General features: G+C 69.6%; 21 protein-coding genes and 1 pseudogene. 12 read left to right on the top strand and 10 right to left on the bottom strand.

Translation table 11 applies throughout. The features are described 5' to 3' along the window. Positions 1-45: 45 nt before the first annotated feature. The gene (locus ACFPP6_RS08030) at positions 46-1,719 is read right to left on the bottom strand and encodes a TIGR03767 family metallophosphoesterase (protein ID WP_382038596.1); all 1,674 of its coding nucleotides are present in this window, start codon (positions 1,717-1,719) and stop codon (positions 46-48) included. A 326-nt stretch (positions 1,720-2,045) separates the two neighbouring features. Between ACFPP6_RS08030 and ACFPP6_RS08025 the strand changes: the two genes are divergently transcribed. The 8 genes from ACFPP6_RS08025 (at position 2,046) to ACFPP6_RS07990 (ending at position 6,811) form a co-directional block, all read left to right on the top strand. Further along, positions 2,046-2,663, top strand: a complete 618-nt coding sequence (locus tag ACFPP6_RS08025; RefSeq protein ID WP_382039211.1) for a CBS domain-containing protein — start codon at positions 2,046-2,048, stop codon at positions 2,661-2,663. A gap of 295 nt (positions 2,664-2,958) precedes the next feature. Continuing rightward, entirely contained in the window at positions 2,959-3,360 is a 402-nt protein-coding gene (locus ACFPP6_RS08020; RefSeq protein WP_382038594.1) for a hypothetical protein, read from the top strand. 233 nt (positions 3,361-3,593) lie between these two features. Continuing rightward, the gene (locus ACFPP6_RS08015) at positions 3,594-4,010 is read left to right on the top strand and encodes a hypothetical protein (RefSeq protein ID WP_382038592.1); all 417 of its coding nucleotides are present in this window, start codon (positions 3,594-3,596) and stop codon (positions 4,008-4,010) included. 969 nt (positions 4,011-4,979) lie between these two features. Further along, a complete protein-coding gene (locus tag ACFPP6_RS08010; protein ID WP_382038591.1) occupies positions 4,980-5,126 on the top strand; it encodes a hypothetical protein in 147 nt (48 codons plus the stop codon). A gap of 140 nt (positions 5,127-5,266) precedes the next feature. Further along, positions 5,267-5,590: a hypothetical protein gene (locus ACFPP6_RS08005; protein ID WP_382038590.1), complete on the top strand. Its 324-nt coding sequence runs from the start codon at positions 5,267-5,269 to the stop codon at positions 5,588-5,590. 98 nt (positions 5,591-5,688) lie between these two features. Then, on the top strand, positions 5,689-6,165 hold the full coding sequence (locus tag ACFPP6_RS08000) for a hypothetical protein (RefSeq protein ID WP_382038588.1): 477 nt from the start codon (positions 5,689-5,691) through the stop codon (positions 6,163-6,165). Between the two features lie 11 nt (positions 6,166-6,176). After that, a complete protein-coding gene (locus ACFPP6_RS07995) occupies positions 6,177-6,359 on the top strand; it encodes a hypothetical protein (protein ID WP_382038587.1) in 183 nt (60 codons plus the stop codon). 284 nt (positions 6,360-6,643) lie between these two features. After that, positions 6,644-6,811: a hypothetical protein gene (locus ACFPP6_RS07990; protein ID WP_382038585.1), complete on the top strand. Its 168-nt coding sequence runs from the start codon at positions 6,644-6,646 to the stop codon at positions 6,809-6,811. Positions 6,812-6,884: 73 nt separating this feature from the next. On the opposite strand, the gene ACFPP6_RS07985 is transcribed toward ACFPP6_RS07990, so the two are convergent. From ACFPP6_RS07985 to ACFPP6_RS07965, 5 genes and pseudogenes are all read right to left on the bottom strand, one after another. Continuing rightward, positions 6,885-7,907, bottom strand: a complete 1,023-nt coding sequence (locus ACFPP6_RS07985; protein WP_382038583.1) for a PIN domain-containing protein — start codon at positions 7,905-7,907, stop codon at positions 6,885-6,887. A 431-nt stretch (positions 7,908-8,338) separates the two neighbouring features. Beyond that, positions 8,339-8,530, bottom strand: coding sequence for a hypothetical protein (locus ACFPP6_RS07980; RefSeq protein ID WP_382038581.1), 192 nt, complete (start codon positions 8,528-8,530; stop codon positions 8,339-8,341). A gap of 56 nt (positions 8,531-8,586) precedes the next feature. Further along, positions 8,587-8,934, bottom strand: a complete 348-nt coding sequence (locus tag ACFPP6_RS07975) for a hypothetical protein (RefSeq protein ID WP_382038579.1) — start codon at positions 8,932-8,934, stop codon at positions 8,587-8,589. A gap of 5 nt (positions 8,935-8,939) precedes the next feature. Further along, on the bottom strand, positions 8,940-14,834 hold the full coding sequence (locus ACFPP6_RS07970) for an SDR family NAD(P)-dependent oxidoreductase (RefSeq protein ID WP_382038577.1): 5,895 nt from the start codon (positions 14,832-14,834) through the stop codon (positions 8,940-8,942). A 188-nt stretch (positions 14,835-15,022) separates the two neighbouring features. After that, positions 15,023-16,648: pseudogene (locus ACFPP6_RS07965) on the bottom strand (beta-ketoacyl synthase N-terminal-like domain-containing protein); the annotation flags it as partial. Between the two features lie 225 nt (positions 16,649-16,873). On the opposite strand from ACFPP6_RS07965, the gene ACFPP6_RS07960 reads away from it, so the two are divergent. Next, on the top strand, positions 16,874-17,479 hold the full coding sequence (locus tag ACFPP6_RS07960) for a Ku protein (protein ID WP_382038575.1): 606 nt from the start codon (positions 16,874-16,876) through the stop codon (positions 17,477-17,479). Between the two features lie 79 nt (positions 17,480-17,558). Beyond that, complete coding sequence (locus ACFPP6_RS07955; RefSeq protein ID WP_382038574.1) at positions 17,559-17,714, top strand: hypothetical protein; 156 nt, start codon at positions 17,559-17,561, stop codon at positions 17,712-17,714. Between the two features lie 3,256 nt (positions 17,715-20,970). Here ACFPP6_RS07955 and ACFPP6_RS07950 read toward each other — a convergent pair. Next, positions 20,971-21,708: a hypothetical protein gene (locus ACFPP6_RS07950; protein ID WP_382038572.1), complete on the bottom strand. Its 738-nt coding sequence runs from the start codon at positions 21,706-21,708 to the stop codon at positions 20,971-20,973. Here ACFPP6_RS07950 and ACFPP6_RS07945 point away from each other — a divergent pair. Next, a complete protein-coding gene (locus tag ACFPP6_RS07945) occupies positions 21,707-22,396 on the top strand; it encodes a DUF4345 domain-containing protein (protein ID WP_382038571.1) in 690 nt (229 codons plus the stop codon). The genes ACFPP6_RS07950 and ACFPP6_RS07945 overlap by 2 nt on opposite strands. Before the next feature lie 62 nt (positions 22,397-22,458). Here the strand turns inward: ACFPP6_RS07945 and ACFPP6_RS07940 are convergent, their stop codons facing one another. Both ACFPP6_RS07940 and ACFPP6_RS07935 read right to left on the bottom strand, forming a co-directional pair. Further along, positions 22,459-22,623 (bottom strand): hypothetical protein, encoded by a 165-nt coding sequence (locus ACFPP6_RS07940; protein ID WP_382038569.1) that lies wholly within the window; start codon positions 22,621-22,623, stop codon positions 22,459-22,461. Positions 22,624-22,683: 60 nt separating this feature from the next. Beyond that, the gene (locus tag ACFPP6_RS07935; RefSeq protein WP_382038568.1) at positions 22,684-23,325 is read right to left on the bottom strand and encodes a hypothetical protein; all 642 of its coding nucleotides are present in this window, start codon (positions 23,323-23,325) and stop codon (positions 22,684-22,686) included. 18 nt (positions 23,326-23,343) lie between these two features. Here ACFPP6_RS07935 and ACFPP6_RS07930 point away from each other — a divergent pair, with 18 nt between their 5' ends. After that, positions 23,344-23,493, top strand: a complete 150-nt coding sequence (locus ACFPP6_RS07930; protein WP_382038566.1) for a hypothetical protein — start codon at positions 23,344-23,346, stop codon at positions 23,491-23,493. A 637-nt stretch (positions 23,494-24,130) separates the two neighbouring features. Here ACFPP6_RS07930 and ACFPP6_RS07925 read toward each other — a convergent pair. Further along, positions 24,131-24,556, bottom strand: a complete 426-nt coding sequence (locus tag ACFPP6_RS07925; RefSeq protein ID WP_382038565.1) for a hypothetical protein — start codon at positions 24,554-24,556, stop codon at positions 24,131-24,133. Positions 24,557-24,558: the final 2 nt, after the last annotated feature.

Here is a 24,558-nt window from a genome sequence, read left to right as displayed (position 1 = left end):
CGGGGTGCCCGGGGGCCTGTGCGGGGTGGCGGCGGCCGTCCGGGCTCATGGCCGGTGCAGGAGGAGTTCTGTGTTCCGGTCCGTCGGTGCTCCGGGGAAGCTCGGGTCGGCGCCCTGGGCGTTGGCCGCGAGCTCCCGGTAGAGGGAGGCGAGGCCGGTCCGTGAGAAGTCGTGGTGGTAAGAGCGGGGCGGGGCCGCCGACTCGATCAGCGTGGTGAACAGGGACAGCGTTCCGTCATGGTTGTCGGTGACCTCGATGACACGGGCGAGCTGAGGGCTGTCGATGTGGGAGGCAGTGCAGATCTCCCAGAAGGTGCGGCGCGGGCGAATGCGGTTGCAGTGGCTGTGGCCGTTGATCCAGGCCACGACGTTGCGGTGGCTGCCGAGCAGCCGGAGCAGTTCGGCACCCGAGTGGCGGGTCTCGGCGGGACGGGCCGGATCGGGGGTTCCGTTGTTCATGCTCCAGCTGGGGTGGTGGCTGAAGACCAGCGCGTACTCGTCCCGGTGCCGGGTCAGGGTCTCGTCGAGCCACTTCAGCTGCCCGTGGCCGATGGACCCGGCCTTGCCGCCGCCGGGATCGGTCGAGTCGAGACTGATGCCGATGACGCCGTCAGCGACGGGGAACGCGTAGTAGAGGGTTCCCTCGGCGAGGTTGGCGGTGGTGTAGCCATGGCCGGCGGGCCCGGGACCGACGTGGTCCGGATCGAGGTGGGCCGCCAGGTATTCCCGCATGCTGAACGGAGCCCGGCGGGCATCGGGAGTGACGGTGCGGGCCTCGTACCCGCGCCCCAGCAGCGCCTCGACACCGTGCCCTGCGGGGTCGGTGCCCCGTCCCTCGCCGGCCATCAGGGTCCTGGCCTCACCGGGCGGGACGGTCTGCAGCTTCCGGCTCCCCGTGGCCGCGGCGGCGATGGCGCCGTGACCCGAGGCATAGCAGCCGCCGGAGAGCCCGTCGTGGTTGCCCAGCGTGGAGTACCAGGGGATGGCGAGGCCGGGGCTGTGCACCGGTCCGGTGGCGGCGCCGAGGAAGCCCTCGAGTTTCGGAAAGCCGGCGAGGCTGTCCAGGTCCCGCAGCAGGCTCTCGGGGTGCCAGAAGAGCTCCAGACCGCTGTCCTGGACGCCTTCGTAGTGGCCGGGCTCGCCCGTGTCCGGAGTGCAGGTGCCGCCGTTCATGGCGGTCAGGAACCAGTCCAGCTCGATCGCGGCGTTGTTGTCCGTGTTGTCACCAGTGGCCATGACAAAGGACAGCGGGGCCCCGGTGGCCGGTCCGCCGCGCAGGCCGTTGACCCGTTCGACGAGCGACACGGCACCAGCCACGGTCAGGGCCTCCTGCGGCCGCCACGCCTTCGGGCTCCCTGCGCGGAGGAATTCGTAGCGCAGCGGATGCTGGACGTCGGTGATGTGCAGGTCGGTGAAGTGGACGAAGGCGGCCAGGGGAGTACGGCGATCGGCGCGGCCGGGCCGAGGGCCGGCGATGTCGCTCCGCACGATGCGCGGCCATCCCGGACCGTCCGCGAGGCGCTGGTACCCCGGACCGTCCGGCCGGGTGGTGACGGTCACGAGGGTGGTTCCGGCAGCGAACGGCTCCCCGTCCCTCCCCAGCCGGTCGGCGCGCCCGGTGAATCCTGCCCGGACGACTCCTCCGGCGGCCCCCGCCCCTGCGACGGCCCCGGCGAGGAACACGCGCCGCCGGATGCCGGCGGACGAAGAATGCGGCATTTGCGGACCCTTTCCGACCCATGCGCATGTCATCGTAAGCGCGGGGGCGCGACGCGGCCCGGCAACGCATGCGAACGAATGTTCGAATACGGCGGGAGGTGGCCGGAGCGGCACGGGCAGGTGTCCGGGGCCCGGTTCGCGCAGGGGCCGGGAAAACCCGTGCTCTGCACGGTCCGCCGACGGCCTGCGGCGTGTGCGCTGCTCGCATCCCGGGGAGCGGAGCGCGAGAACGGCGACCGGCGTGCGCGACCCGCGCCGTTGCTCCGTCGGTCAGGGAGGAAACTGGACATGGACCGGTCGATCCCCGCTGAGAGGAACCACGGATGCTGGAGCACAGGACCGTCGGCCAATTGATGACGCCCAAGGTCGCTCGGGTGCAGCGCGGCACGATGTTCCGGGAAATCGTCGCGGTGCTGAAGGAGAACGACATCACCGCCGTGCCCGTGGTGGACGACGCCGGCCACCCGGTCGGCGTGGTCTCCGAGGCCGACCTGCTGACCGGCGGCGGGGAGGGCGGGCACGCCGCGGCAACGGCCGAGACCCTGATGACGAGCCCTGCCGTCTGTGCGAGGCCCGAGTGGAGCTTCGTCGAAGCCGCGCACGTGATGAAGGAGCACCGCGTCAAGCGACTGCCCGTCGTGGACGAGGAGGGACGGCTCGTCGGCATCGTGAGCAGGGGAGACCTCCTGGACGTCTTCCTCCGGCCCGACCACGCCATCCGTGCCGAGATCATCGAGGACGTCGTCGTCCGAGCACTGCACGAGCCACCGTCCGCGGTGGGTGTCGAGGTCAGCGACGGACTGGTCACCCTCAGCGGCTCACTGCGCCGCAAGTCCCTGATCCCCGTACTGGTGCAGATGTGCCGCGGCGTCGACGGAGTCGTCGCCGTCCGGGAACACCTGGCGTTCGACGTCGATGACGCTGCTGACGCTCCCGGGGAGTGAGGGCGACGCGGCCGGTGCGCGCCGGTCCGTCGTCAGGCGTCGGCCGCGGTCGCCCCGCAGCGCCTCCCCGGCCGGCCTCACCCGGCCTCACGATGATGCCCAACCGGCAGGAGCCCGGCGGCCGGGCTCCTGCCGGTGGTCGCCGCGGGGCGAGGATGCGGGGGGAGAGAGGAGGAGGGGGCAGTTCGTAGGTGATGCGCCGCAGGCGGGCCTTGAAGCCGCGCTTTGGGACTTCGGGCAGCTCCCAGGCGGTTGGGCAGTCCCCGGGGTCGGCGTCGTCCTCGAGGACGACGGAGTGGAAGCCCGGAGCGATGGTCCGCAGACGCACCCGGCCTTTCTCGGGATCCCAGGCGAGGAGATACACGCCATCTCCGAGGAGGACGGCTTTGCGTTCGCAGGCCTGCATGCGCAGAGGCAACAGCTCGGTCTCGGCCCACTGCCGCAGGCGCTCCTGTGCGGCTGCGGCGGCCACAGCGTCGGGGGTGGCCTGGTCGCCCCCGGCGTGCTCGGCGCCGGGCGCCACGATCTGCTGCGACTTGCCGAGCAGGTGGGCGAGGGTGGTGTCGACGAACGCCGAGGGGTCGCCGAACTCTCGTCGCTCGGCCGCGTCGGGCTTCCCCGCGAAGGTGGCCGGCTCGTGGCACTTCCACCAGGTGACGCCAGGGACCACCTCGACGAGATAGAGACTTTGAGCTAGAGATACTTCACTCCGGGCGAGCGCTGTTCCGCCGTTGCCTCGATCTCACTAGGCCAACCTCTGGCCTGTGTTTCATCCCTCGCTCCGACGCATCAGCTGTCGTGGTGCAAGCAGGGGACTTCAACGGCCTCGCTCGCCTTCGGCCGGCCGTTGTCCCCGGACTGTGATCGCCGAGCAGCCCGGCATGATTGCCCGGAAAATCCCTAGGAGAGCCGTTGTTCTAGCCTCTGTGTATGCGTATGGATGAGATTTCTTCTTGGCTCGACGAGCATGGCGCGAGCGCGGGGTCCGTGGCTCTCTCGGCCGAGTTTGATGCGTACCTTTGCACGCTGTCGTGGGCGGGATCGGGCATCGACTGGCGGGAGATCCCGCACCGCTCGCTCGCGCTGGAGGGCGTTTCGGATGATGCGGTAGTGAAGTGGGCGCGGCAGACGCCCATGGCCTTGCACGATCATGTGCTGTTGATCGATTCGGCTTCCGAGCCGGGAGTGGTGTGTCGCTTCGAGGATGCTGTGAGGGACTTCGAGCTCTTGTCCAACCGCCCGGAGCTGTACATGTGCGGAGTTGACCTCGTGGGCAGCGAGGTGCAGCCGGCTTTCGACCGCTTCATTGAGCGACGGTCTTTCATGACCCTGCACGCCTGCATCTGAGTGCCGGTGCTGGGCTTGATCGTATAGACGGATACTCGAGGCCAGGGGGCTCCGTACCCGGAATGATGTCCGCCTGCCGGGCGTGAGCAGCAGGGAGCCGATCCGTTTTACGGCCGTAAAACGGATCGGTCGACCCGGTACAGGAGGAACCAGCAGCCACACCTGAGGAACCGGCTGCCACGGAGCAAGAGCCGCCTGCCAACGCAGCGAAGGAGGGTGCGCCAGCCGTTCCTGGACAGGCCAACCCACCGGAAGTGACGGCTGGGGGAGTGGCCAGCAGCCCATGCGGTTCCCCGATGAAGACGGCGTCCACGTGGCACAACACCTGGTCCGTACGATGCCGACGGACGAGTTCGACGAGATGCTCAACCTGCTCAAACAAGCACAGAGAGCGTCAGGCTGCATCTGCCGGTTGAACCACCCGTTTCCGCTGGAAAGGCAGCGGTCCCACCTCAGGGGCGCCGCCGCGTTCGCGGGCGCCGGAGGCCGGTGCCAGCGGCCGTGGCTCCTCAGCCTCCTATGGCGTCCGTCGGCTGCCGGATGTGTAACGGGCAGCCAGAAAGTCTGCCCGGCCGGTGAAACCACGGCTTCAGTACCGGCGGTGGCTGTCCGGTGCCGTTGTGGCCTGCCTGTCATGCGAACCGGCGGCCGACTTCTCCAAAGTGATTCAGATCACAAGTAGGGGGTCAAGATTCTGTGCCGGAACACGGCCATCACACGGCCAAAGGGTGAAGCTGCTGACATCTGCACTGGAGGAGCACCCCTCGTGACCACGACCGCGGCCCTTGCCGAGCACACCTCGGCGCCGACAGGGCTCAGGCCCCGCTCCCTCCCCGACACCTTCGGGCTCCGTCGCCTCCTCACGCAAGCACCTACGGACAGCGACAACGAGCCGAACACCCTCTACCTACTCCCAACGGCCCCGCCGAGCTCGGCCATCGGCCTGGTGTCATCTTCGGAGGAGAGCGCGTGGGCGGATTCGCGGGCCCCCACGATGTCTCCCACGCACTGATCGTTCGCGCGAGGATCGCGGCAGGAACCCGCGACGTCCCGGAGCAGCTGGACCGGATCACCACGCGGGTCCTGTGCCCGCCGACCGGAGGCGCCGCGTCGTGAGCCTGACCGCCCCTTCTGCTGTACCGACCCGCGTGGTCCGCGACGGGGGCACAGGGGACGATCCAAGATCTATTGCCGGTGGAGGCGGGTGCCAGGCCGAATAGGTGAGAGCACGCTGTCACCACGGGAAGGAACATGCAGTGACCTGCTACCCGCCCTCGCAATACCCCAGGGAGAACTGGTCCCGCTTTTCGCTGCGGAAGATCTTCGCGGTGTTCTTCTGCCGCCAGGTCAGGGCACGTTTCGACGAGGCCCCGTCCGCCAGTACTGCCCAACCGCTTGTTCTTCGACTGGCGCGCAACGTCGGCATCATGCGGCTCAAGTACGAGGCAGACGGTAACGAGGCGCAAACCCTGGTGTTCCTTGACCTCATCAGTGACTGTCTCCTAAAGCTGGCCGAGGCCATGGCCGGCTGCCCGGCTGCCCGGCCCCGCCCGCCCAAGAGACACTGCTGGCCGCCCTGACCGCGCGCAACGCCGCCGTCGAAGGCGATCACCAGACGGTCGACACCTTCAGCACGACCTGGCTGGGGCTCTCACACCCCGAACAGTGGTGCGAAGCGGTGGAGACGGCGCTGCTCGGAGACTGGGTGGGCGCGCTGGGCCACGGCACGGCCACGGACGCGTACCTGGCAGCACTGCCGCGTCAGCACGCGGACACGGAGCACCGTCGCCTGCAGCCGCTGTGGGAGCGTCGCGTACGGGGGAAACGGGTGACATCGCTGAGGCACGAACCGGCGGAAGGCCTGACGCTCGGGGACGCGATCCGCGACGACCGCAGCCCCGAAGCCGCCATATTGGCCGACGAGTTCACGGACAGCCGCCTCGCTGTCGTGCTGCGCGGACTATGCCCCGCCGAATCGGCGGTCGCCCGGAACTGGGCCCGCACCGGGGACACCTGGGCTGTGGCTGCAGCTGGCGCTGGGCTGGGGGAGGCGTACGGCGAACGGGTCCGCCGCAAGCTCCAGCGTCTCGGTGACAAGTACACGAAGCGCGCCGCCGCAGCCGCTGCCTGGCGGAAGGAACAGGTGCGACCCTGACCGCGCTGCTCGTGATCCTGTTCCTTGCTGTGGTCACCCTGCTCGTCGTCGGCGGCGTCCTGGCCCTGCGACACCGCCCTGCCTGGGCAACCCCTGTCGCCACCACGCTGACTGCCATGACGCTCATGGTCACCGCCGTAGGAGTGCTGATAGCCGTCACTCGAAGCTGGGCCCACCATCATCGCGTCGGGTGACCAGGGTGTATCCGACGTGCTTCCCCTGGGAGGCCTTCCCGTCGTCTCATACCCGGATAGTCGGAGGTACTGGGATGGAACGGGATAAAAACTCAACACCACCCCTGTCTTCGTCCTGCCTTGGCAGAATCTTCCGGGGTGTTGCCGGGCCAGACCTAGGTGCGGCAGCGCGACCGTCCTCACCGACACCTTCGGGCCCGGGGTGAAAGCGCATCCCTGACACCGACTCGTACGCGAAGGAGATCAGCGCGCGGTCGGGCCCCCTTTGGCGCGCTGTGCTGTCCGTGTACGAGATCCTGCTCTCGACCCTGCCCGAGTTCCTCGGGAGCCTCGCCGCTGGCCTGACCCTCGCCACCACCGGCTGGGTCGTCACGAAGCTCCGGGAGCGCCGCGCGCTGCGGCGACCGCCCGGCCCCAACGCCCCCAACAGTCACAGGGACAAGCAGGTGTAGCCGGGGATCGGCCACGGCGGCGGACACACTCCAGGGGCGCTTCTATGCCCCACACGCCATCGTGGACAGTTCTTCACCGACTCGTGTACTCGCCCATGCTGGTGAAACTCGTGATCTGAGGGAAGAAATCGATCTTCGTTGCTTCCGTCTGCTCGTCCTCCACCAGCAGGGCCATCCCCTGGACGCCCATGGGGAGTCCCTTGTGACCGCCGGGCTGGCCGTTCGGCTGAGGGGGCAGCGGTTCCGTCACGAACTGGAGGTTCCAGGTGCCGGAGACGCTGATCAGTCTCGTGCCGTCTCCGCGGCACTCGTAGGCCCTGCCGCCGGGAGCCATGCTGACGATGGCCTCTGCCGACTCGATCAGGTTCGGGACCCATCCGGGTCCCGCGCCGTCGCGGACGACCTCGATCAGCGTCTGCCGGAAGTCCTCACGGTTCGTGATCTTTTCCGCGCTGACGTTCCGCCTGGGGTATCCGAGTTCGGCCATGGCGTGGACGACCTCGGACTTCAGGATCAGCATCCCGCTGTCGGTCAGCTCGGACCGCAGCGCCTCGTCGAGGCGGGACGGGTCACCCGGCTGGGTGAAGTCCTTGTCCTTGGACACGAAGATGACGGGCAGCGGCCGGCCCTTCTTGTCGGTATCGGGCCGCCGGCAGGCGCGTGCGGCAGTCAGCCAGATGGCGGCATCGCGGGCTCCCGAGCCGTTGCGGCAGGGCGGCCGGTGCTCGGCTTCCCACCGCAGGGCTTCCAGGGCGTCCTGCGGTGCCGTCTCCAGGACGCGGAAGGTGTCACGCAGCTCCGACTCGAACCGCGAGGTCTCCTCCGCGATGAACAAGGGCCGGTTCCGCAGGGTCGGATGCGCGAACCTGACGTAGTTCCCCGGACTGGTGGTGAGCGCATTGATCTCCCGCTCCGCCCGTATCAGCGCGCTATGGGCGGAAGAGAGCTCGTCACGCCGCTGACGGACCACTTCTTGAACGGCTGTGTCGGCGGTGGCGACGGTGTGGCCGGCTCGTTCGGCCACTGCAGCGAAGAGCCTGAGGGCCGGACTGCCAGGGGCGAAGAGACGCAGCTGATTGCTGTCGAGGACGATCACTCAAGAGAGGGTAGGAGCCTGCATTCCTGAGGTGGACCGCTTTCCGGAAAATCGGTCCCTTGCGTTCCTTCAGCCCCTGTAGACGGGCGGGCGGACAGGGCCGTGTGGGGAGAGGTGCCCGGGGGATCGTCCGGCGCGTGAAGCGGCGGCCGCGGCGGCCGCGCACGGTGGGGTCGGCCGCCTCAGCCCCGCTTGTCGCAGGCCGAGCGCGTGCCGGGGCCCGCCGTTTGGTGCGGTGCCCCGGCAGTTCACCGGGCTAAGGCGCCCGCGGAGGCGCTTGTCCAGCGTGGCCGTCCTTCCTGTGTACTTCCTGCCGGAGGCCACGAGTGCAGCTTCCTCGAGAGGCCCCCGCTGTCGACCGGACGTTGAAGCTCACAGCACTGTCCGCCCTCCGGACGCCGCGGCCGGCCCCGTCCGGAATGGTCGTCTGCTTATCTTCTGCGCCCCAAGAGGGGGAGGAACCGGCCGGTCCGCGCTGCGTACTCCTGGTAGGCGGCACCGTGGATGCCCATGAGGTAGGGCTCTTCGACGTGGCGTACCTGGAGCTCGTTGCCGATCAGCACGGCAGCCGTGCCTGCCAGGGAGAGGGCGTTGGGGACGGTGAGGGCCAAGGCGCCGGTCATGACGGCGAGTGTGGTGAGGATGGGGTTGCGTACGAGGCGGAACGGGCCCGTGGTGATCAGGAGGGGGTGCTCACCCGGGTCGGGTGCAGGCGCCAGGAGGCTCCCATGGCCTGCTGGCAGGCGAAGACCACCCCGGTGCTCAAGGCCGCCAGCGCCGCCCTGGCCATCCGCAGGACGGAGTGGTCCAGTACCGGCAAGGACCGCAGGCCGCCGAGCTCTGCCAGGGGGGCTGCGATGCCGGCGAGCAGGATTCCCCCGACGCTGACGAGCCACGCGCACCAGTGGCGGGTGCCGGAAGGCCATCGCATTCCGCTCTCGCCGGTGCGGTGTCGCTGGAGAAGGGCGCGGGCGGCGACGCCTGTCAGCCCGAGCAGGGCGGTCACTGCCAGAGATGCGATGGGCACGGGCCTCACGTCCCCCGGATGTGCTGCGTGCCTGTCGCCCCGGGCGGGATGTGGACTGTCGAGGCTTGGGTGTATGCCTGCCGCAGGAGGTGAGGCAGGACGATTTCGGCGATGCCGTGGGTGGAGCCGTCGGAGTGGAGAAGTTCCATGACGGGGACCTCTTGTTTGAAGTGGGTACGGCACTTGGCGAGGAGTTCCAGGCCCATGAGCGAGTCCATGCCGTACTGGATCAGGGGACGGTGCCGGTCCAGTTTGTCGGGCGGCATCTGGAGGATTTTCGCGGCCATGGCGGCGACGAAGTCCTCGACCAGGGTGAAAGCTTCGCCGGCCCCGGCAGCGGTGAGCCGCTCCATGAACTCCTCGAGCTGCCAGGCGGATCCTTCGACCGGAGCGGGGAGCACGGCTGCGAACCGGGCATGTTCCCCGGGGCCGATCAGTGCTGAGAAACGCTGCCAGTCCAGGCGGGCGAAGACCGCCCGTTCCACGCGCCGGTGGATGAGACTGCCCAGAGCGGTGAGAGCGTGCAGGGGGTCCATCGGTGGGGATCCCATGGCCATGACGTGGGCTGTGAGTCCGTTGCGGGCGACGTAACCGATGCGGTCGATGGCGCCCCAGGCCACGGCCAGTGCGGGACGGCCGGCCGCGCGGCGGTGACGTGCGAGGGCTTCCATGGCGAGGTTCGCGCCTGCGTAGCTGCTCTGCCCGGGGCTTCCCAGCAAGGGACTGATCGAGGAGTAGAGCAGGAGGTCGGCGTCAGGGCAGAGTGCGTCGAGTACGAGGGCGCCGCCCCATTTCGGTGCCAGGACGGAGCGGATGCGGTCGTCGTCGAGTTCGGCGAACGCGCCGTCGTCCACGTGCATGGCGGCGTGGACGATGCCGCGCACCGGGTGCCCCGTAGAGGCGATCTCCTGGAGCAGTGCGCGGACGGTGGTGGCGTCGGCAATGTCGGCGGCGTGGGCGCGGGCTTGTGCGCCGCGTGCGTGGAGGTCTGCCAGCAGCTGCTCGGCTTCGGGGGCTTGGGGCCCGCGGCGGCTGACCAGTGCCAGGTGGCGGGCGCCGTGCTCGGCGAGCCAGCGGGCGGTTTCCGCACCGAACCCGCTCAGTCCTCCCGTGACCAGGTAGGTCCCTTTGCCGTCCAGTTGCAGGGGCTGGAGCGCCGTCCTGTGGACGGGTACGGGATCGTCGAATCCGATAACGATCTTGCCGATGTGCCGGGAGTGCTGCATGAGGCGGAAGGCTTCGCCGATGCGGTGGGCGGGGTAGGTCTGGTGGGGTAGTGGCAGGTAGGTCCCCGCACGGGAGAGTTCGGCGACCCGGTCGAAGACGGTGACGGCGTGGCCGCGGTCCTGCCAGAGCAGATTGGCGGCGTCCACGATGAAGAGTGCGGCGTTCTCCGCCAGGGCCTTTTGCAAGAGTCGCTGGTTGGAGTAGATGTCGCGTTTGCCGAGTTCGACAAAGCGGCCGCGCAGGGCGAGCAGTTCCCGGGAGCGTGCGGCCGCCTCGCCGCTGAGGGAGTTGAGGATGACGTCGACACCGCGTCCTTCGGTGTGGCGGCGGATCTCGTCGGCGAAGTCGAGGGTGCGGGAGTCCAGCACCAGCTCGGCTCCCAACGCGCTGGCCATGTCCCGTTTGGCCGGGCTGCCGGCGGTGGCGATGAGGCGGGCGCCGACGCGGTGGGCGTAGCACAGCGCCGCCAGTCCGACGCCGCCGGTGGCCCCGTGGACCAGAAGGGTCTCGCCGGGCTGGAGGCGCGCGAGGTGTTCCAGGCTGTGGTGGACGGTGAAGTACGCCACCGGCATGGTCGCCGCCGCGGTGAAGGACATGCCGTCGGGGATGGGGCGGACCGCGGCCGCGGGCACGCGTACGTGTGAGGCGAAGGCGCCGAGGAACAACCCGAATACCCGGTCACCGGGCGAGAGCCCGGTGACGCCTTCGCCCACGGCGGTGACCACTCCGGCGCCCTCCAGCCCGAGGAAGGCCTCCGAGGGCAGGCCGTCCTCGGCCACGGGCGGCAGCAGGCCGGTCGCCACCATGACGTCGCGGTAGTTCAGCGCCGCGGCGCGCACCGCGATGGCGACTTCCTGCGGGCCCGGTTGGCCTGGGGTGGTCTCGATCCAGCGCAGACGGAAGGCCAAACCCTGGTCCTGCAGTTCCAGCCGGAATGCACTCCCGCTGTCCGGCCGGGTGGGCCGCGTGCTGGAGGCCGACCGTTCGACGCAGCGCGCGAAACGACCGCCGGAGGTGAGAGCGATCTCGTCGTGCGCGGGCCCCTGATCGGCGTCGGCGTGCTCGTCGGCAAGGAGCTCCCGGGCCAGTCGGGCGGCGTTGAGCACGAGGTCGGGGGTCCGGTCCAGGGAGATGCGCCGCATGGGGACAGCATGTTCGTGGGCCAGTGTGCGGGACATGCCCCAGGCGGCCGCCTGTCCGGGGAACGCGGGACGTTCCGGTGCGGGCAGGGCCCCGCTGGGGTGGGTGACCAGCACGAGGCGGCGTGTCAGACTGCCTGCCCGTTGTTGTTCGGCATGGACCAGGGACCGCAGCAGCCCGGCTCGTCGGACGGCCAGCTCGACTCCGGCCTCGGGGTCGCCTGTGGCCTGGAGGTCGCCGGCGCTGCCCAGGATCAGTGCGATGTCGGCGTCCGGGGCATGTACGAGCGTGGCCTGCCAGGCTTGGTCCTCGCGCAGGCACCACAGGGCGTCTGCTGCCGGACGCCCGGTGGCGGTCAGTTCCTCGGCCACGAGGCGGGCGAGTTCTGCTTCGCCGGCGTCTTCGGCGAGCAGGATCCACGAGCGGCCGCCTTCTGGTGCTGCGGGGGGAGCGGCAGGTACCCGTTCGGATGAGGCGGACGTCCGGGTGAACAGTACCGAGAAGTGCTCGCTCATGGACGGATCGTCCAGTTCGACCGTGGACTCGAAGCCGCTGTCGGCCAGCACCTGCGACCATTGCCGGCGGGGCAGCAGAATCGTGTCCGGCCGCAGGTCGCGGTCGCGCGGGTTCCAGAAGGTTTCGATGATCCCGAACATCAGCGCGAGCAGTTGGGGGTCGTGGACTTCCAGGGCCAGCAGGTACCCACCGGGCGCGGTGAGCCGGGCCAGCCTGGGCAGACAGGCCCGTAGGTCGGCTGCCGCGTGCAAGGCGTAACCGGCGACGAGGACGTCGAAGGAGCCTTCTTCGAAGCCTTGTGCAGCGAAATCGGCGTCCAGGTCGAGGGTACGGAAACTCATGCGCGAGGCGTGCGCCTCGAAGCGTGCTTGGGCGGCGGGAAAGAACGCGGCGGAGACGTCGGTGAAGACATACGTGGCGCGGTGGTCCAGCAACGGCAGCAGATGCGCGGTCAGCCCGCCGGTTCCCGCGCCGACCTCCAGGATGCGCAGGGGCCTGTCGCCCGGCCACAGGCGCAACAGGGAGGCCAGCAGCTCCGCGGCGATGCGATTGTGGAACCGGGTCGGTGGGTCGAGGTCGTAGAACTGCTGGATGAGCTCCGGTCCGCTGTCCTGGAACAGCAGATCCAGGGGGTCGCGCCGTCCGCGCAAGAGGTCCCGCAGATGCAGGGCGAATCGGTGACTGAGACAGCCCGTGGCAGTCCATGAGGCGAGATCGGACAGGACACCGACGGCCGGCGGTTCCACCGGAGCGCCCTCGCGCAGGCGCCGCCAGCACCCGTTCTCGCGGGCCAGCAGCCCCTCCGTTTCAGCCATCCGGGCCAGCAGATGCACCAGCCTCTCGTGCCGCGGCAGCACGCCGGCCGCAGCCAGGTCATCGAACGTGAAGGTCTCATGGCCAGGCAGCAACGAGGCGAAGGCCTTGACCGCGTACGTAGCAGTGGTGGACCTGAGGAGCGCCCATCCCGTCACGAACTGATGCGTGGCAGCCGACCCCTGCAGCCTGAGCAGCCCTTCCTCCGCTGCTGCGGCCACCTCGCCCGGGGACGGCGGCGCCCACGCCGGCACCGGCTGCCCGGACAGGGGCGCGGCGCGCAACACCGAGGTGTACTCCTCGCCACGGTCGGTGGCGCGCAGGCCGATGCGGTGCAGGCGGCAGCCGGTCAGCTCCAGTGCGACCGTGCCGTCGGTGCCGGTGCCGGTGCCGGTGCCGGTGACGGTGATGTCCCACACCGCTTCCCGGGTTGTACGTGAACGCTGGCGCACGTGCACCAGGCCGTCCGGTCCCGGTTGTGCCCACTGGCGAATGCGGTCGATCGCCGCCGGCAGGTAGCCGGTCCCGGCTTCCATCAGCAGTGGTCCCCCGGTCTGCAGAGCGCCGTCCAGCAGGGCGGGATGGACCACGTACCCGCCGTAGCCGTCATCCGGCGCTTCGCAGTGGTAGGCCGACAGGACCTCACCGGCTCCCACGTGCAGCTCGCTCAGCACCTGGAAGGCCGGACCAGATTCCAGCCCCTCCTGGGCCAGCGTGCTGTAGAACGTGTCGGCGGCGATACGACGGGGCAGCCGTTTGAACAATGCCGCGGCGTCCAGCTGGTCCGGCGGTACGGCGGCCAGACGCCGGACACGGCCGCGGGCGTGCTGCCTCCAGGCGCCGGTCTCGCCGGTGCGGCTGGCGATATGGAAGATGTTGTCCTCATGACTCAGGCAGGTCTGCAGCCGGATGTCCATGGCCGCGTCCCAGGGCAGCGCCAAAGCCCGGGTGATCTGCAGATCGTCGATCTCCGCCGGAGCACCGGCGCCGGACACTTCCCGGGCGGCGGCCAGGGCCAGCTCCACGAACCCGGCAGCCGGCATCACTACTGTGCCGCCGATGCGATGGTCGGCCAGCCAGGGGGTGCGGGTGCGCTCGACGGACGACTGCCACAGCGGATCCAGAGCCGGCAGGCGCTCGCCCAGCAGCGGATGCACCAGCATCCCGTCACCGCTGGTACGGATCCAGTGCTCCGGTGTTCCGTGCCAGTACCGCCGGCGCTGCCACGGGTAGGACGGCAGGTCGGTGACAGAACCGGCGGTGGGGAACCAGCTGTCCACGGCCCCCTGTCCGGCGGCGGCGAGCAGGCGCGTGGCCGTCCGGCGAACGCCCTCGGGCGTGCACTCGCCACGGTGCACCGCGGAGACGACAGGGAACGCACCACCGCCGGGGGCCTCTGCGGCGATGCGGTTCAGCGGCCCGGACAGGGCCGGCTGCGGGGCGATCTCCACCACTGTCACAAGCCTGCCTTGTACAGCGGCGGTCATCGCATCGGCGAAACGGACCGGACGGCGGGCATTGTGCCACCAGTACGCCGCATCCAGCTCCCCGCTCCGTACCGGCGCACCGGTCACCGTGGAGTACATCGGCACCTTCGGCGCCTGGGGGGCCAGTCCGGCCAGGGCCCTCCGCAGCGGCTCCTCGATGACATCCATCGCTGCGCTGTGGAAAGGGTGGCTCACCATCAGTTCCCTGCACGGTACCCCCCGGCGGGCCAGGTCACGCTGCAGGGCTCGCAGCGCACTGGCCTGTCCGGATACGGTCACGTCCCGCGTGCTGTTGACCGCGGCGATCTCCAGCCGGCCGCCGTACGCGGCGAGCGCCTCCTGCGCCTCGCGCTCACTCATCCTGACCGCGGCCATGCGGCCCGAGCCGGCCGTCACTGCCTGCGCTCGGCTGCGTTCAGCGGCCACGCGCGCCGCCTGTGCAAGATCCAGCCCCCCACTGACGTATGCCGCCGCTACTTCACCGAAGCTGTGCCCCACCACAGCGGAGGGGCGCACCCCGTACGTGCCCAGCAGCGCGGTCAGGCCGACCTGGAAGGCGAACAGGGCCGGCTGTGCGCGCTCGATGTCCGTCATGAGCTCCATGCCCGCCCCGCCGGGATCCTCCGACAGCAGGGCCGCCACCGACCAGCCCAGCACCGGACGCAGGCAGGTGTCAGCCTCCACGACGGCCGCGCGGAAGGATGGTTCCTGTGCCATGAGAGCCGCACCCATGCCCTGCCGCTGGGTGCCATTGCCGCAGAAAACGAACACCGGGCCGGCCGCCGACGACCCTCCACATGGACCGCGGCAGCGGTCAGCGACGCCTCGTCCTCGGCCAGTGCCTCCAGCTGCCCGGCCGCTTCCTGCGGGCCGCGGGCGAGGACAGCCATACGGTGCGGATGCCGGCCTCGCCGCGCGGAGGCGGTCCAGCACGCATCGTAGAAGCCTTCCTCCGGTACGTCGCGAAGGCGGGCGGCGACCGCCCGGGCCGCCTCGCCCAGCGCCTTGCGGGTACGCGCAGAGACCACCAAGGGCAACCGCCGCCCCGCTTGCGGGGGCACCGAAGGCTGCCGCGACGGGGGAGCCGCGCTGAGCACCACGTGCGCATTCGCGCCGCCGAAACCGAAACTGTTCACCCCCACCACGCCGTCCACGCCCTCCGTGACGGGACGCATGCTGCCGACGAGGGCGAGATTCAGTCCAGCGAAATCGATCGCGGGATTCGGCGGCTCACCGTGCAAGGACGCCGGGATCACACCGTGCTGGAGGACCAGCATGCCTTTGAACAAACCGGCCGTGCCCGACGCCGGTTCCAGATGCCCCAGGTTGGTCTTGACCGAGCCGACCGGCAGTGGTCCGGCCCCACGCCGCATCCCCAGCGCCTCACCCACCGCCCGGCACTCCAAAGGATCACCGATCGGCGTGCCTGTCCCGTGCGCCTCGAAATACAGCACCTGATCCGCAATGACCCCGGCCCGGGCGTACACATCCTGCAGGAGCCGCCGCTGCATCTCCGCGCTCGGCACCGTCATACCCGATGTACTGCCGTCGCAGTTCGCGCCGCTGGCCGCGATCACCGCGTGCACCCGGTCGCCGTCCGCCAGAGCGTCCGGCAACCGCTTGAGGACCACCACACCGCCGCCCTCGGCCCGCACATACCCGTCTGCCTCGGCTGAAAATGCTGCAATGCGCCCGCGTGGTGAGAGCATCATCGCCTTCGAGAACCCGACGAAGTGGGAGGGGCTCAGCAGCAGGTTCACCCCGCCCGCGACGGCCACCCGGCTGCGGCCTGCACGCAGCGCTTCACACGCCTGATGCACAGCGATCAGCGACGAGGAACACGCCGTGTCCACCGCCATGCTCGGGCCACGCAGATCGAAGACGTAGGACAGCCGGTTCGCTGCGATGGACAGAGCCGAACCACTCATCGAATGGGCGGAGATCTCCTCCACCCGGGCCATCTGCAGCCCACCGTAGGACAAGTCACTGACCCCGATGAACACCGCGGCATCCGACCCTGCCAGGCCTGCCGGGTCGATGGCTGCATCGTCGAACGCCTCCGCCGTCATCTCCAGGAGCATCCGCTGCTGCGGATCCATGTGCTTCGCCTCACGCGGCGAGATCCCGAAGTACTCCGGGTCGAACCCCGACACGTCCCCCAGATACCCGCCCGCCATGGTGTACGCCCGGCCCGGCCGCTCAGGATCGGGATCGCGGAAACGCGCCGCATCCACACGGTCTGCGGGCGGCTCCGAAGTGATCAGGTCCCGTTCTTCGGCCAACGCCGTCCACAGCCCGCGGAGATCAGTGATGCCGCCCGGCAGACGACACGCCGTACCTACTACAGCCAAGGGAACGGACGGCCCGGACGATGACGATGACGCTGCTACCGGCTGGGGAACACGGTTTTCCACGACCACCTCCTGCACGGCAGACAGACCGGCACTCACAGCGGTATGGCGGCGAGGGCCTGGCCAGTGACAGCCGGAAACCACCGCAACCAAACACAGGCATCTCCGTCCCTCCGCCATCTAATGGGCTAGGCCGAGTAATCACCCATTTGATACAAAATGATCACGAGTGGCTCGAAACTCCGAACGATCCGGCCGGAGGGGCGGTCACGCGGACGGCGTGACACAGAGCAGCGACGAGAAGGCCCGTCCCGGTGCTGGTCCTGAGCAGGGCCGGCGGCCAGAGGGCGTCCCCGTGACCCGGCCCGGGCTGCGGGGTGGGGTGTTCTCGCGCAGGCGGGTGGCATGCCGGGAGGGCGTGCGTTGTGGTCGGGTGCGATCGGGTTCGGGCTGGTGTCCGTGCCGGTGCAGCTGGTGCCTGCGATCAGCGAGCATGGCCTGGAACTGCACGAGGCGCACGGATGCGGATGGCGGGCGGGTGTGTCGTCGCCGGGAGTGTGGAGTGTGTGGGGAGGACGTGCCGTACGAGCACGTGGCCCGGGGGTTCGAGCAGGAGGGGAAGCAGGCGGTCCTGACCGAGGAGGACATGGCCGAGCTGCCCTGCCGAGCAAGAAGCTCTTCGACGTCCGGGCGTTCGTCGACGCCTCCGAGATCGACGTGCTGCAATTGGACCGCGCCTACCACCTCGCCCCGGCCGGCGCCGCAGCGAACAAGCCCTACGTGCTCCTCCGCGACACCCTCCGGCAGACCGATCGCATCGCCGTCGGCAAGATCACCCTCCGCACCCGCGAATCCCTGGCCCTGCTGAGGGTCCACGGCGACCTGCTAGCCGTCCATACGGTGCTCTGGCCTGACGAGGTACGTGACCCGGAAGGCCTCGCACCGCCCGCGTCGGTGAATGTGCGCCCGCAGGAGATCATGGTCCGTCGAGCCGCACGACGGCTGGGCTGACCCCCAGGACGGCTGGCGCCCGACCCAGCGGCCGGCCACTCCCGGCTGGACCGAGGAACAGCAGCAGATTGCTCAAACATTGCGGGCCCGCGAGCTGGAGCTGGCTACCGCCGTCTCCTGCCACCCGTTCTGGTCCACGCTGGAGCATGGCCAGCTGGTGTCGGCGCGGATGGCGCTCAAGCACGCCCACGAGCAGGAATACCCCGACGGCGGGGCCCCGGCGGCCGCCGCGTAGCAGGGAGCGCGCGATGGACAGCGAGCAGGCCATGGTCGGCGACGGCCAAGTGCCGGAGCAGACCCCGCAGCCTCCGGTGCGGGTACGGCTGCTGGACGGGCAGGTGGTCGTCTGCCGGCTTCTTGCCCGGCGGCAGACCGCCGAGGGCCTCTGGCTGTACAAAGTCGCTCTGCCCCTATGGGCTCACGTCCGCCTTGGCGGGCGGGACACCACCGAGCCCGTCGACACCGTCTTCTACGTCGCCGCCGACCAAGCCCGCCCCCTGCCCGGTGTCTCCTGCACCGGGGTGCCCATCCGCCGGCACCCCCTGGTGATCGCCCGCGCCCGCACCGGCCGCCGCCCCCGCCCCACCACCGGCACCACGGCCGGTACGCAGGACCCGGCACCGGGGCCCGGGCCGGGCTGGCCACAGGTACGCGGAGACGACACCAACCGCCGGAAGATCGAACGGCCCCGGCCACCCCTCCAACCAGAGCGGCCCCCGGCCTGCGGTCGCCCACCACGAAAGCTGCTTCCGGACCAAGGACCCGGCCGAGCTCACCGGCCCGGCAAGCCCTGCACCAACCCGGAGCCAGCGCCTGCGCGATATGCGGAGCAGACCAGCTCACCAACCCCTCGTAGTGCCCGGCTGGCCCGTGCCGCCCAAGGCAACGGTCGGCCCGCCACGCCGCCATGTGGCCCGGGCTGCTGGAATTCGCCGCCCAGACGCGGGCGCTTCCGGTCGGCTCCGTCCTTGGCAGCACCGTGTGCCTGCCGTGACGCGCGCACCGTCGGCTTTCGGCTCCAGTCCGGTGCGCACTCGGTGCGGGACGGTGCACCGCACCGCGCGAACCGAGTGCGCACCGGCGGTGCGCCGCACTCTTGGCCGCGCCGATGTGCCTCGAGTGCACCGCATCGAGCGCGGCGCATCGCCCGCGCAGCACGGGTACGAACACGAAGAGTGAGTAGATGCGGGTGCGTCAGCAGGTGGTCAACCCCTTGACCACCCCCTTGTCCTCATCATGCTGAACCCCTTGACCAGGTTCTGCGGTGCGCGCGTTTCTCCTGGACAACCCCTGACACCTCCCCCATATGTCCTGGTATGCGTCGGCGATGCGCGTCGTGGTGCGGTGGGCCATCGGATCCGTGGACAGTGCGGCGCACCGTCACGAGGCGTGATCCGATGGGCCCAAGGGCGCACTGCATCCCGGGTGCGGGGCACGCGGTCCCGCACCGCGGGCGGGGTCCGCAGCTGTTGGTCGTGGCGTCGGCCGCAGTACTGCCGGGAGTGCTCTGATCCGCTGCCGCCCTGATACCGAAGTCGGCGTTGTTCTGTTCGTCGAGGTGCAGGTCGCGGCGGTGGCAGAGGCTTCAGCGTGCCCGTGAGCGTGTGATCGCGTTGAAGCTGGGGGAACAGGCGGAGTGCCCGGTGTGCGGGCGGTGCTGGACGGTGGGCGTGGAGCGGGGCCGATCGGTGGTCTACTGCTCGTCGCGGTGCCGGGTGCGGCCTGCCGTGCATGGGCGGTGTTACGGAAACGCGGTAGGCGAAGGCCGCGTCGGCCTCGTGCGTCTCGCCCCTTTGCACGTGGTTTGCGGGCGCCGGCGGGGTGCGACGACCCGGCGCGGGCCCACCTGCAACCGCCCCGGACGGACGGCTGGGACAAGAAGCAACCGCAAGGGGTGACGCGCGGCGTCAGTCCCGCAGGACGGTCGGATACGGATGCGGAAGACCAGCGGCCTCGGCATGCCCTGTGACCAGAGCCAAAGGACGTGCGCAGCGCTCCGTCCGGTGGAGCCTGCTTCACGCTGGCCGTCATCCACCAGCAGGGCATCCCCGTGCGCGCGAGAGCCTGGCGCGGCGTGTGCGTGCGGGCCCCGGCCGCCTCGGAGGAGGTCGGGGCCAGGGCCCGTGTGTGCTGTGCCTACCAGGCGATGACGACCAGGCCGTCGCCGCCCTGCTGGCCGGGACTGCCTGCCTTTCCCTCTTCTCCGCGGTATCCGCCTTGGAAGCCCGTGCCTCCCCCGCCGCCGGCGCCGCCTTCCCCGTCCTGGCCGCCAATGCCGACGGTGGCCGGCACGGTGTACGTTTCACCACCCGGGAGCGTCAGGGTCCCGGGGCCGGTCCGGGCGCCTCCGGCACCGCCGCCGCCAGGCTGCCCTCCACCACCCGCCAGGCTTGTGCCGTAGTGGTTCGAGGCGTCCCCGCCACGGCCACCGGGCATGCCGTCCCCGCTTTACGGCCGCTGGCGGTCTGGCCCACACACCATCCCTGGCCGCGGTCCGCGACGCCGGTGATGGGGGAACCGGGGCTCGTGTCGGCGGGGCTTCCGCCGGTCGCTGTCATCGACTCATTCCCGCCGTGACCGCCGCCGGCCCGCTTGCGTGTCGCGGGTGCACCCCACGCGCCACGGGCCGCACCGTGTTCGCTACCAGAACTCAGCGAAGTTGTGGAGCCGAGGCCGCCCCGCGCTCCGAGGCCGCCGTCCGCTCCCTTCGAACCGTTCCCGCGGAAGGTCGAGCCTCCTGCTCCGCCTCGACCCGCTGAGCCACCCTGGCCGCCTTTGCCTCCATGACCCACGTCGATTTTGACATGGCGGACATTTCCGACTGGGGTGCACTCCAGGAACGCCCCGCTTGCTCCTCCGCCTCCTGTGGACCCGCCTGCGCCGCCTGCGCCGCTACCCCCGGTGTAGTTGGGGGCGACGCCGCCGCCGGATTCGCCGCCCTCGCCACCGCCGCCACCGCCGGCCCCGCCGGCCCCGCCACTACCCCCTCCCCACATGTAGACGACGAACTCGGCCACGCCCTGTGGCGCGGTCCAGTCACCGTCTGTGGTGAAGACCGCGTGTCCGTGGGCAGCCGGGCCCAGCTGTGGCGCCGCATCAACCGCCGTGGTCATAGCAGCGACCACCGACAGAGCCGTCACGGCCAGAACGCCACCGCGCACCAGCCTGCCCACCTTCTTTGTGTATGCCATGTACATACGATCAACGGACATCTCACGTCGATCGCCCGATCACGACCCTGTACCGCTCGAAAGCGTGGATCGTCAGCACGGAGTTGACCGTGTCCGGCTTCCAGTAGAGGCCCTCGATGAACGACACCGCGCAGCCTCGCCACGCTTCCGCGGCCAGCGCGGCGGTGGCCGCCAGGCGTAACGACGCCAGGATTTCAGTGAACAGTTGCTTGCGGATCGTCCTCAGGCGTCAGCGCATCCTCGGCACGCCGCCGGCCCGACCTATACCGTGTCGCCATGTTCGAGCGGCTCTCTTTGGTGTCACTTCCAAGATCGAGCCAGGTCTTCCAGTCCCTTGTGGCCTACGTTCGGGGCGCTCATGGCGAGCCAGCCGTGGCCGCGTATCTCGGTGTCGGCGTCCACCGGGCTCGGGTGTACGGACAGGTACTCGCACGCCGTCATGGCGTCGGCTGTGCCCTCGTTGGACTCGGCCTCGTCGAACTCCGGGTCGAAATCCTCGTCGTCGACAGCCAGCGTCTCCCACGGCAGGGGCTCGCCCACCCACTCGGGGTTGCTCTCCCGCGCGTACCGGCGCCGGATGCGACCCGCTTCGGCGACCACCCAGATATCCGCTCCGCCCGCGATGTCCTCGAAGAACATCTGCGCTTGGCCGCACCGGGCGCTCAGCCGCTCCACGGCGCCCATCATGTCGTCCCAGTCCCAGCCGATGACACTGTCGAGGTTTCCGAATATCAGACGCCAGCCGTCGATTTCAGGCGTGACGAAGACGGGGTCGGCGTCCGGCCAGGCCGGCAGGTCAGCCACGTCGAGTCCCTCGCGGAAGGTGACCGGGACCCGGTCGTGGAGGTCCAGCGCCGCGAACAAGCCCTCGTAGTTCTCACCCGGTACCACGTACCACCAACTGGTCGGAAGGTAGAACGGCGGCTTCTCGCCCACGCCCTTGAGCAAGGCGCGGCGCGCCAGCAGCTTCCTGTCCCGCTGTCCCAGCCGGTCGGTGAATCCGGCCTCCAACAAGGCACCCAGTCGGTTCTCGCACATGATCGAGAAGCTTACGGTGCACTGTGAAGCGGCGGTTCCCAGGGCTTTCGCGGATTCGGTGGAGGAGCTCGCGGACAGTCGGCTTCCGGCGCCAGGGGGCGAGGGCGGAGTCGAACTCGCCAACGTAGTCCAGGGCCGGGGACTACCAGACGCAGGCGCGCCACATCTCACCCCTCGCGGTGCTGGACGGCGAGGTCCTCACCGGGCGGCAGGAGGAACTGGCGCGGGCGGTGCTCGAGGCCGTGTGCCACACCCGGGACACCTTCGACCTCACCGCCCTTGCTCCCGACTACCCCGACTTCCCCAGAGACCTCTGGCACCCCCGCGAACTCGCGGACCACTTCGTGGCCGTCGCCGGCGTCGCCGCCCCCCCCCTCGCCACGAACGCAGGCTGCGCTCGGTCGGCACCGAACAGGTTGAGTACCAGGTCCGGCTCAACCCGCTGCAGAACGCGGCCGTGCTGCGCGACCGCCACCTGCGGTTCCTGCACCGGCGGTGGCTGGCTGGCGTTTTCCTGTTGGGCGGCGTGGGCCGGCTGCTCTCCCTCGCCGTGCACGGCTGGCCGCAGTGGTTCCAGATCGTGCTGGCGGTGATCGAGCTCGGTCTGCCGCCGGTCTTCTTCTGGCTGGCCGACGCAGAGGAGCGGGCCCTGCGCGGTGACGTGGAGGCCATGCCCGTTGGGCGATGAACGCGCCTGAGCGCGTCCAGATCGAACGCTTGGGTGGGGAAGCTGACGCTGCCGGTGAGGAATCACGTGATCGTCGACAGTGCGCTCTGGTCCTGCCGGGCCTCGGCTGTGGCCCGGATCCGGTTGGCGAGGATGCGCAGGTCGTGTTGCAGACTCCGTTCCTGCGCGACCACGAAGGCTTGCCGTATCTCCGGGCTGATGCCGCCCGGCGGCCGGCTCTCGTCCACGGCTTCTCCTTGCACAGCGCGGTCGCTGCGGCTGTGGCGCTCCGGCGTGCTCCTCATGGGCTACGCATCGGCACCACCGCAGCTGCTGGCGCGGGCGATGCCGTCGAGCTGTTCCTCGACCGCCTGCTTCTCAAGATGCCAGCGCCGGAGAAACCCGCGTTCGTCGTTGTCGGCGATGTCGTCGAGGGTTTCGCCGCGGGCGGCGAGCCAAGTGTTGCTCCACAGCAGTTTGGTGGGCGGTGAAGGGCGGGGGAGAGCTCGGCGAGAGATGTTACTCGCCGGGCTCTTCTTGGTGATGCCGGTGCCGGGTTTCTGCAGGCCGTCGACAGCCTGTGTGACGCGGCCGGTGTCCCAGTTGCTGCCGTCCAGCAAGGGGCGGGTGAAGAGGTCGTAGGCCTGCAGGGCCATGGGCGCGGAATCTGCGCCGTGGCCCCAGGCGGACTCGAACCGCTGGGCCCAGCGGGCGGAATCCTTGAAGTACACGCTGTTGCGACCGCGGTGGTAGTCGGCGTCACCCTGTTCTTCCTCGATGAGGACAGCGGCGTCCGCGAAGATGATGAAATCGACGGTCTGATCGGGTCGCAGGTGCTTGCGGACGGCGAGGCCGCAGGCGACGCCGAACTGCCAGGTGGGAGTCGATGAGCAGATCCCGTTTGCGGTACCACTACTCGAGCGTTTCCTGACCGGCTCCAGCTGGAACAACGTCGGATCGGGCTTGTCTTGCGTGACGGCGAGGAGGACGGTGTGCCGAAGAAGGCGGGTATCGATCTCGACGCAGGTACCGCGCGTGTGGAGAAAGCGGACGGGCGGTGCGGTTCACCGCGGCGCCGCTCCGGCCGGGAGCCGGGACGGCGCCAGGTGACAGACTGATGGGTTGGACGGCCCAGTCGAGTCCCGGTTCCGCGAGTGCCTGTTTCCGATGTGGCAGAAGGCTGTACCTGCCTATGGCCGTGAGCAGCGCGGTGAAAGGTTCGCTGCACAGTCGGTGCCACCGTTGCGCAGGTCTACCTTGCATTTCGGCGACGGGTTGAGGTCCGTTAGCTGTTGCTGCTCCGTCCTCGCCTTTCGGGTGTCGTGGTCAGGTGGTCGTGTTTGGAGCTGGGCGGGCTGGAAGGGTTGCTTGTGGTCGGTGGGTATGGCTGTTTCGGAAGCACAGGCGGGGTCCTCTGCGGAGGGTGGAGGAACTCGGGTCCGCTGGCGGGCGGCCTCGGCGGTACTGCTCCGAGCGCTGCCGCTCGCGTGAGCGACGGATCATGCGCGCATCGTTCGCGGTGTGGAGCGGTGGGAGGACTGGCTGCAGGTAACGGAACGAGGAGTGCCACCGGTTGCGGGTAGCGGCCTGCGTGGTGGCCCGTCAGGCCCGCCATCTGGCTGCGGCTCTTGATGCTGGGGTGTCAGCGGATGTACCGCGGCACGCTGTTACTGCGGCAGTCAGGCAGGGGGTACGAGGATTCGGCCTGTGGCGCATCCCGAGGTATGAACGGTGGCGGGCCACTGCCCCAGGTTGCTATGACAGGGCGGAGGTCTGTGACATTCGGCGGCAGGTGAGGGTGCCGTGGCCGTTGTCCAGGTGGCATACCTCGAAGTACAGGTTTTTCACTTGCAGCAGGTATTTGTCGTCGTGGTACGTGATGGTGCCATTGTCCCAGTCTCGTATGTAAAGACGCTGGACGCCGTTGGGGTTGGTGTAGACGATTCGAAGCGTAGGACTGTACCCGTCGTTCTTCTTGAGGTCGTTGAGGTAGGGGAGGCTGATGTCGGCCGTGTACCAGCCACCGCCGGTGGGCCAGTACCTGTAGTTGTTGACGCCGGCGCAGGCGTGCGCGGTGCATCCACTGAAGGACGCTGCTTGGGCCGGAGCCGCCGTCATGGCTGCCACTACGGCTGCCAGGGGCACGACGGAGGCTAAGACGCGGACAGCTCGTCTGGTCATTG

Source organism: Streptomyces aureoversilis (genome assembly GCF_042657885.1).
Classification (GTDB): Bacteria; Actinomycetota; Actinomycetes; order Streptomycetales; family Streptomycetaceae; genus Streptomyces; species Streptomyces aureoversilis.
Note: the sequence above shows the minus strand (reverse complement) of the source record. Positions and strands in the feature narration are given on the sequence as shown.

Bases quoted from the DNA above. Each gene is read 5' to 3' on its own strand.
- ACFPP6_RS07960 (WP_382038575.1), top strand. From the start codon at position 16,874: ATGCCGGGAGGGCGTGCGTTGTGGTCGGGTGCGATCGGGTTCGGGCTG.
- ACFPP6_RS08030 (WP_382038596.1), bottom strand. From the start codon at position 1,719: ATGCCGCATTCTTCGTCCGCCGGCATCCGGCGGCGCGTGTTCCTCGCC.
- ACFPP6_RS08015 (WP_382038592.1), top strand. From the start codon at position 3,594: ATGCGTATGGATGAGATTTCTTCTTGGCTCGACGAGCATGGCGCGAGC.
- ACFPP6_RS07945 (WP_382038571.1), top strand. From the start codon at position 21,707: ATGATCGAGAAGCTTACGGTGCACTGTGAAGCGGCGGTTCCCAGGGCT.
- ACFPP6_RS07970 (WP_382038577.1), bottom strand. From the start codon at position 14,834: ATGGCACAGGAACCATCCTTCCGCGCGGCCGTCGTGGAGGCTGACACC.
- ACFPP6_RS07980 (WP_382038581.1), bottom strand. From the start codon at position 8,530: ATGACCGGCGCCTTGGCCCTCACCGTCCCCAACGCCCTCTCCCTGGCA.
- ACFPP6_RS07925 (WP_382038565.1), bottom strand. From the start codon at position 24,556: ATGACCAGACGAGCTGTCCGCGTCTTAGCCTCCGTCGTGCCCCTGGCA.
- ACFPP6_RS07950 (WP_382038572.1), bottom strand. From the start codon at position 21,708: ATGTGCGAGAACCGACTGGGTGCCTTGTTGGAGGCCGGATTCACCGAC.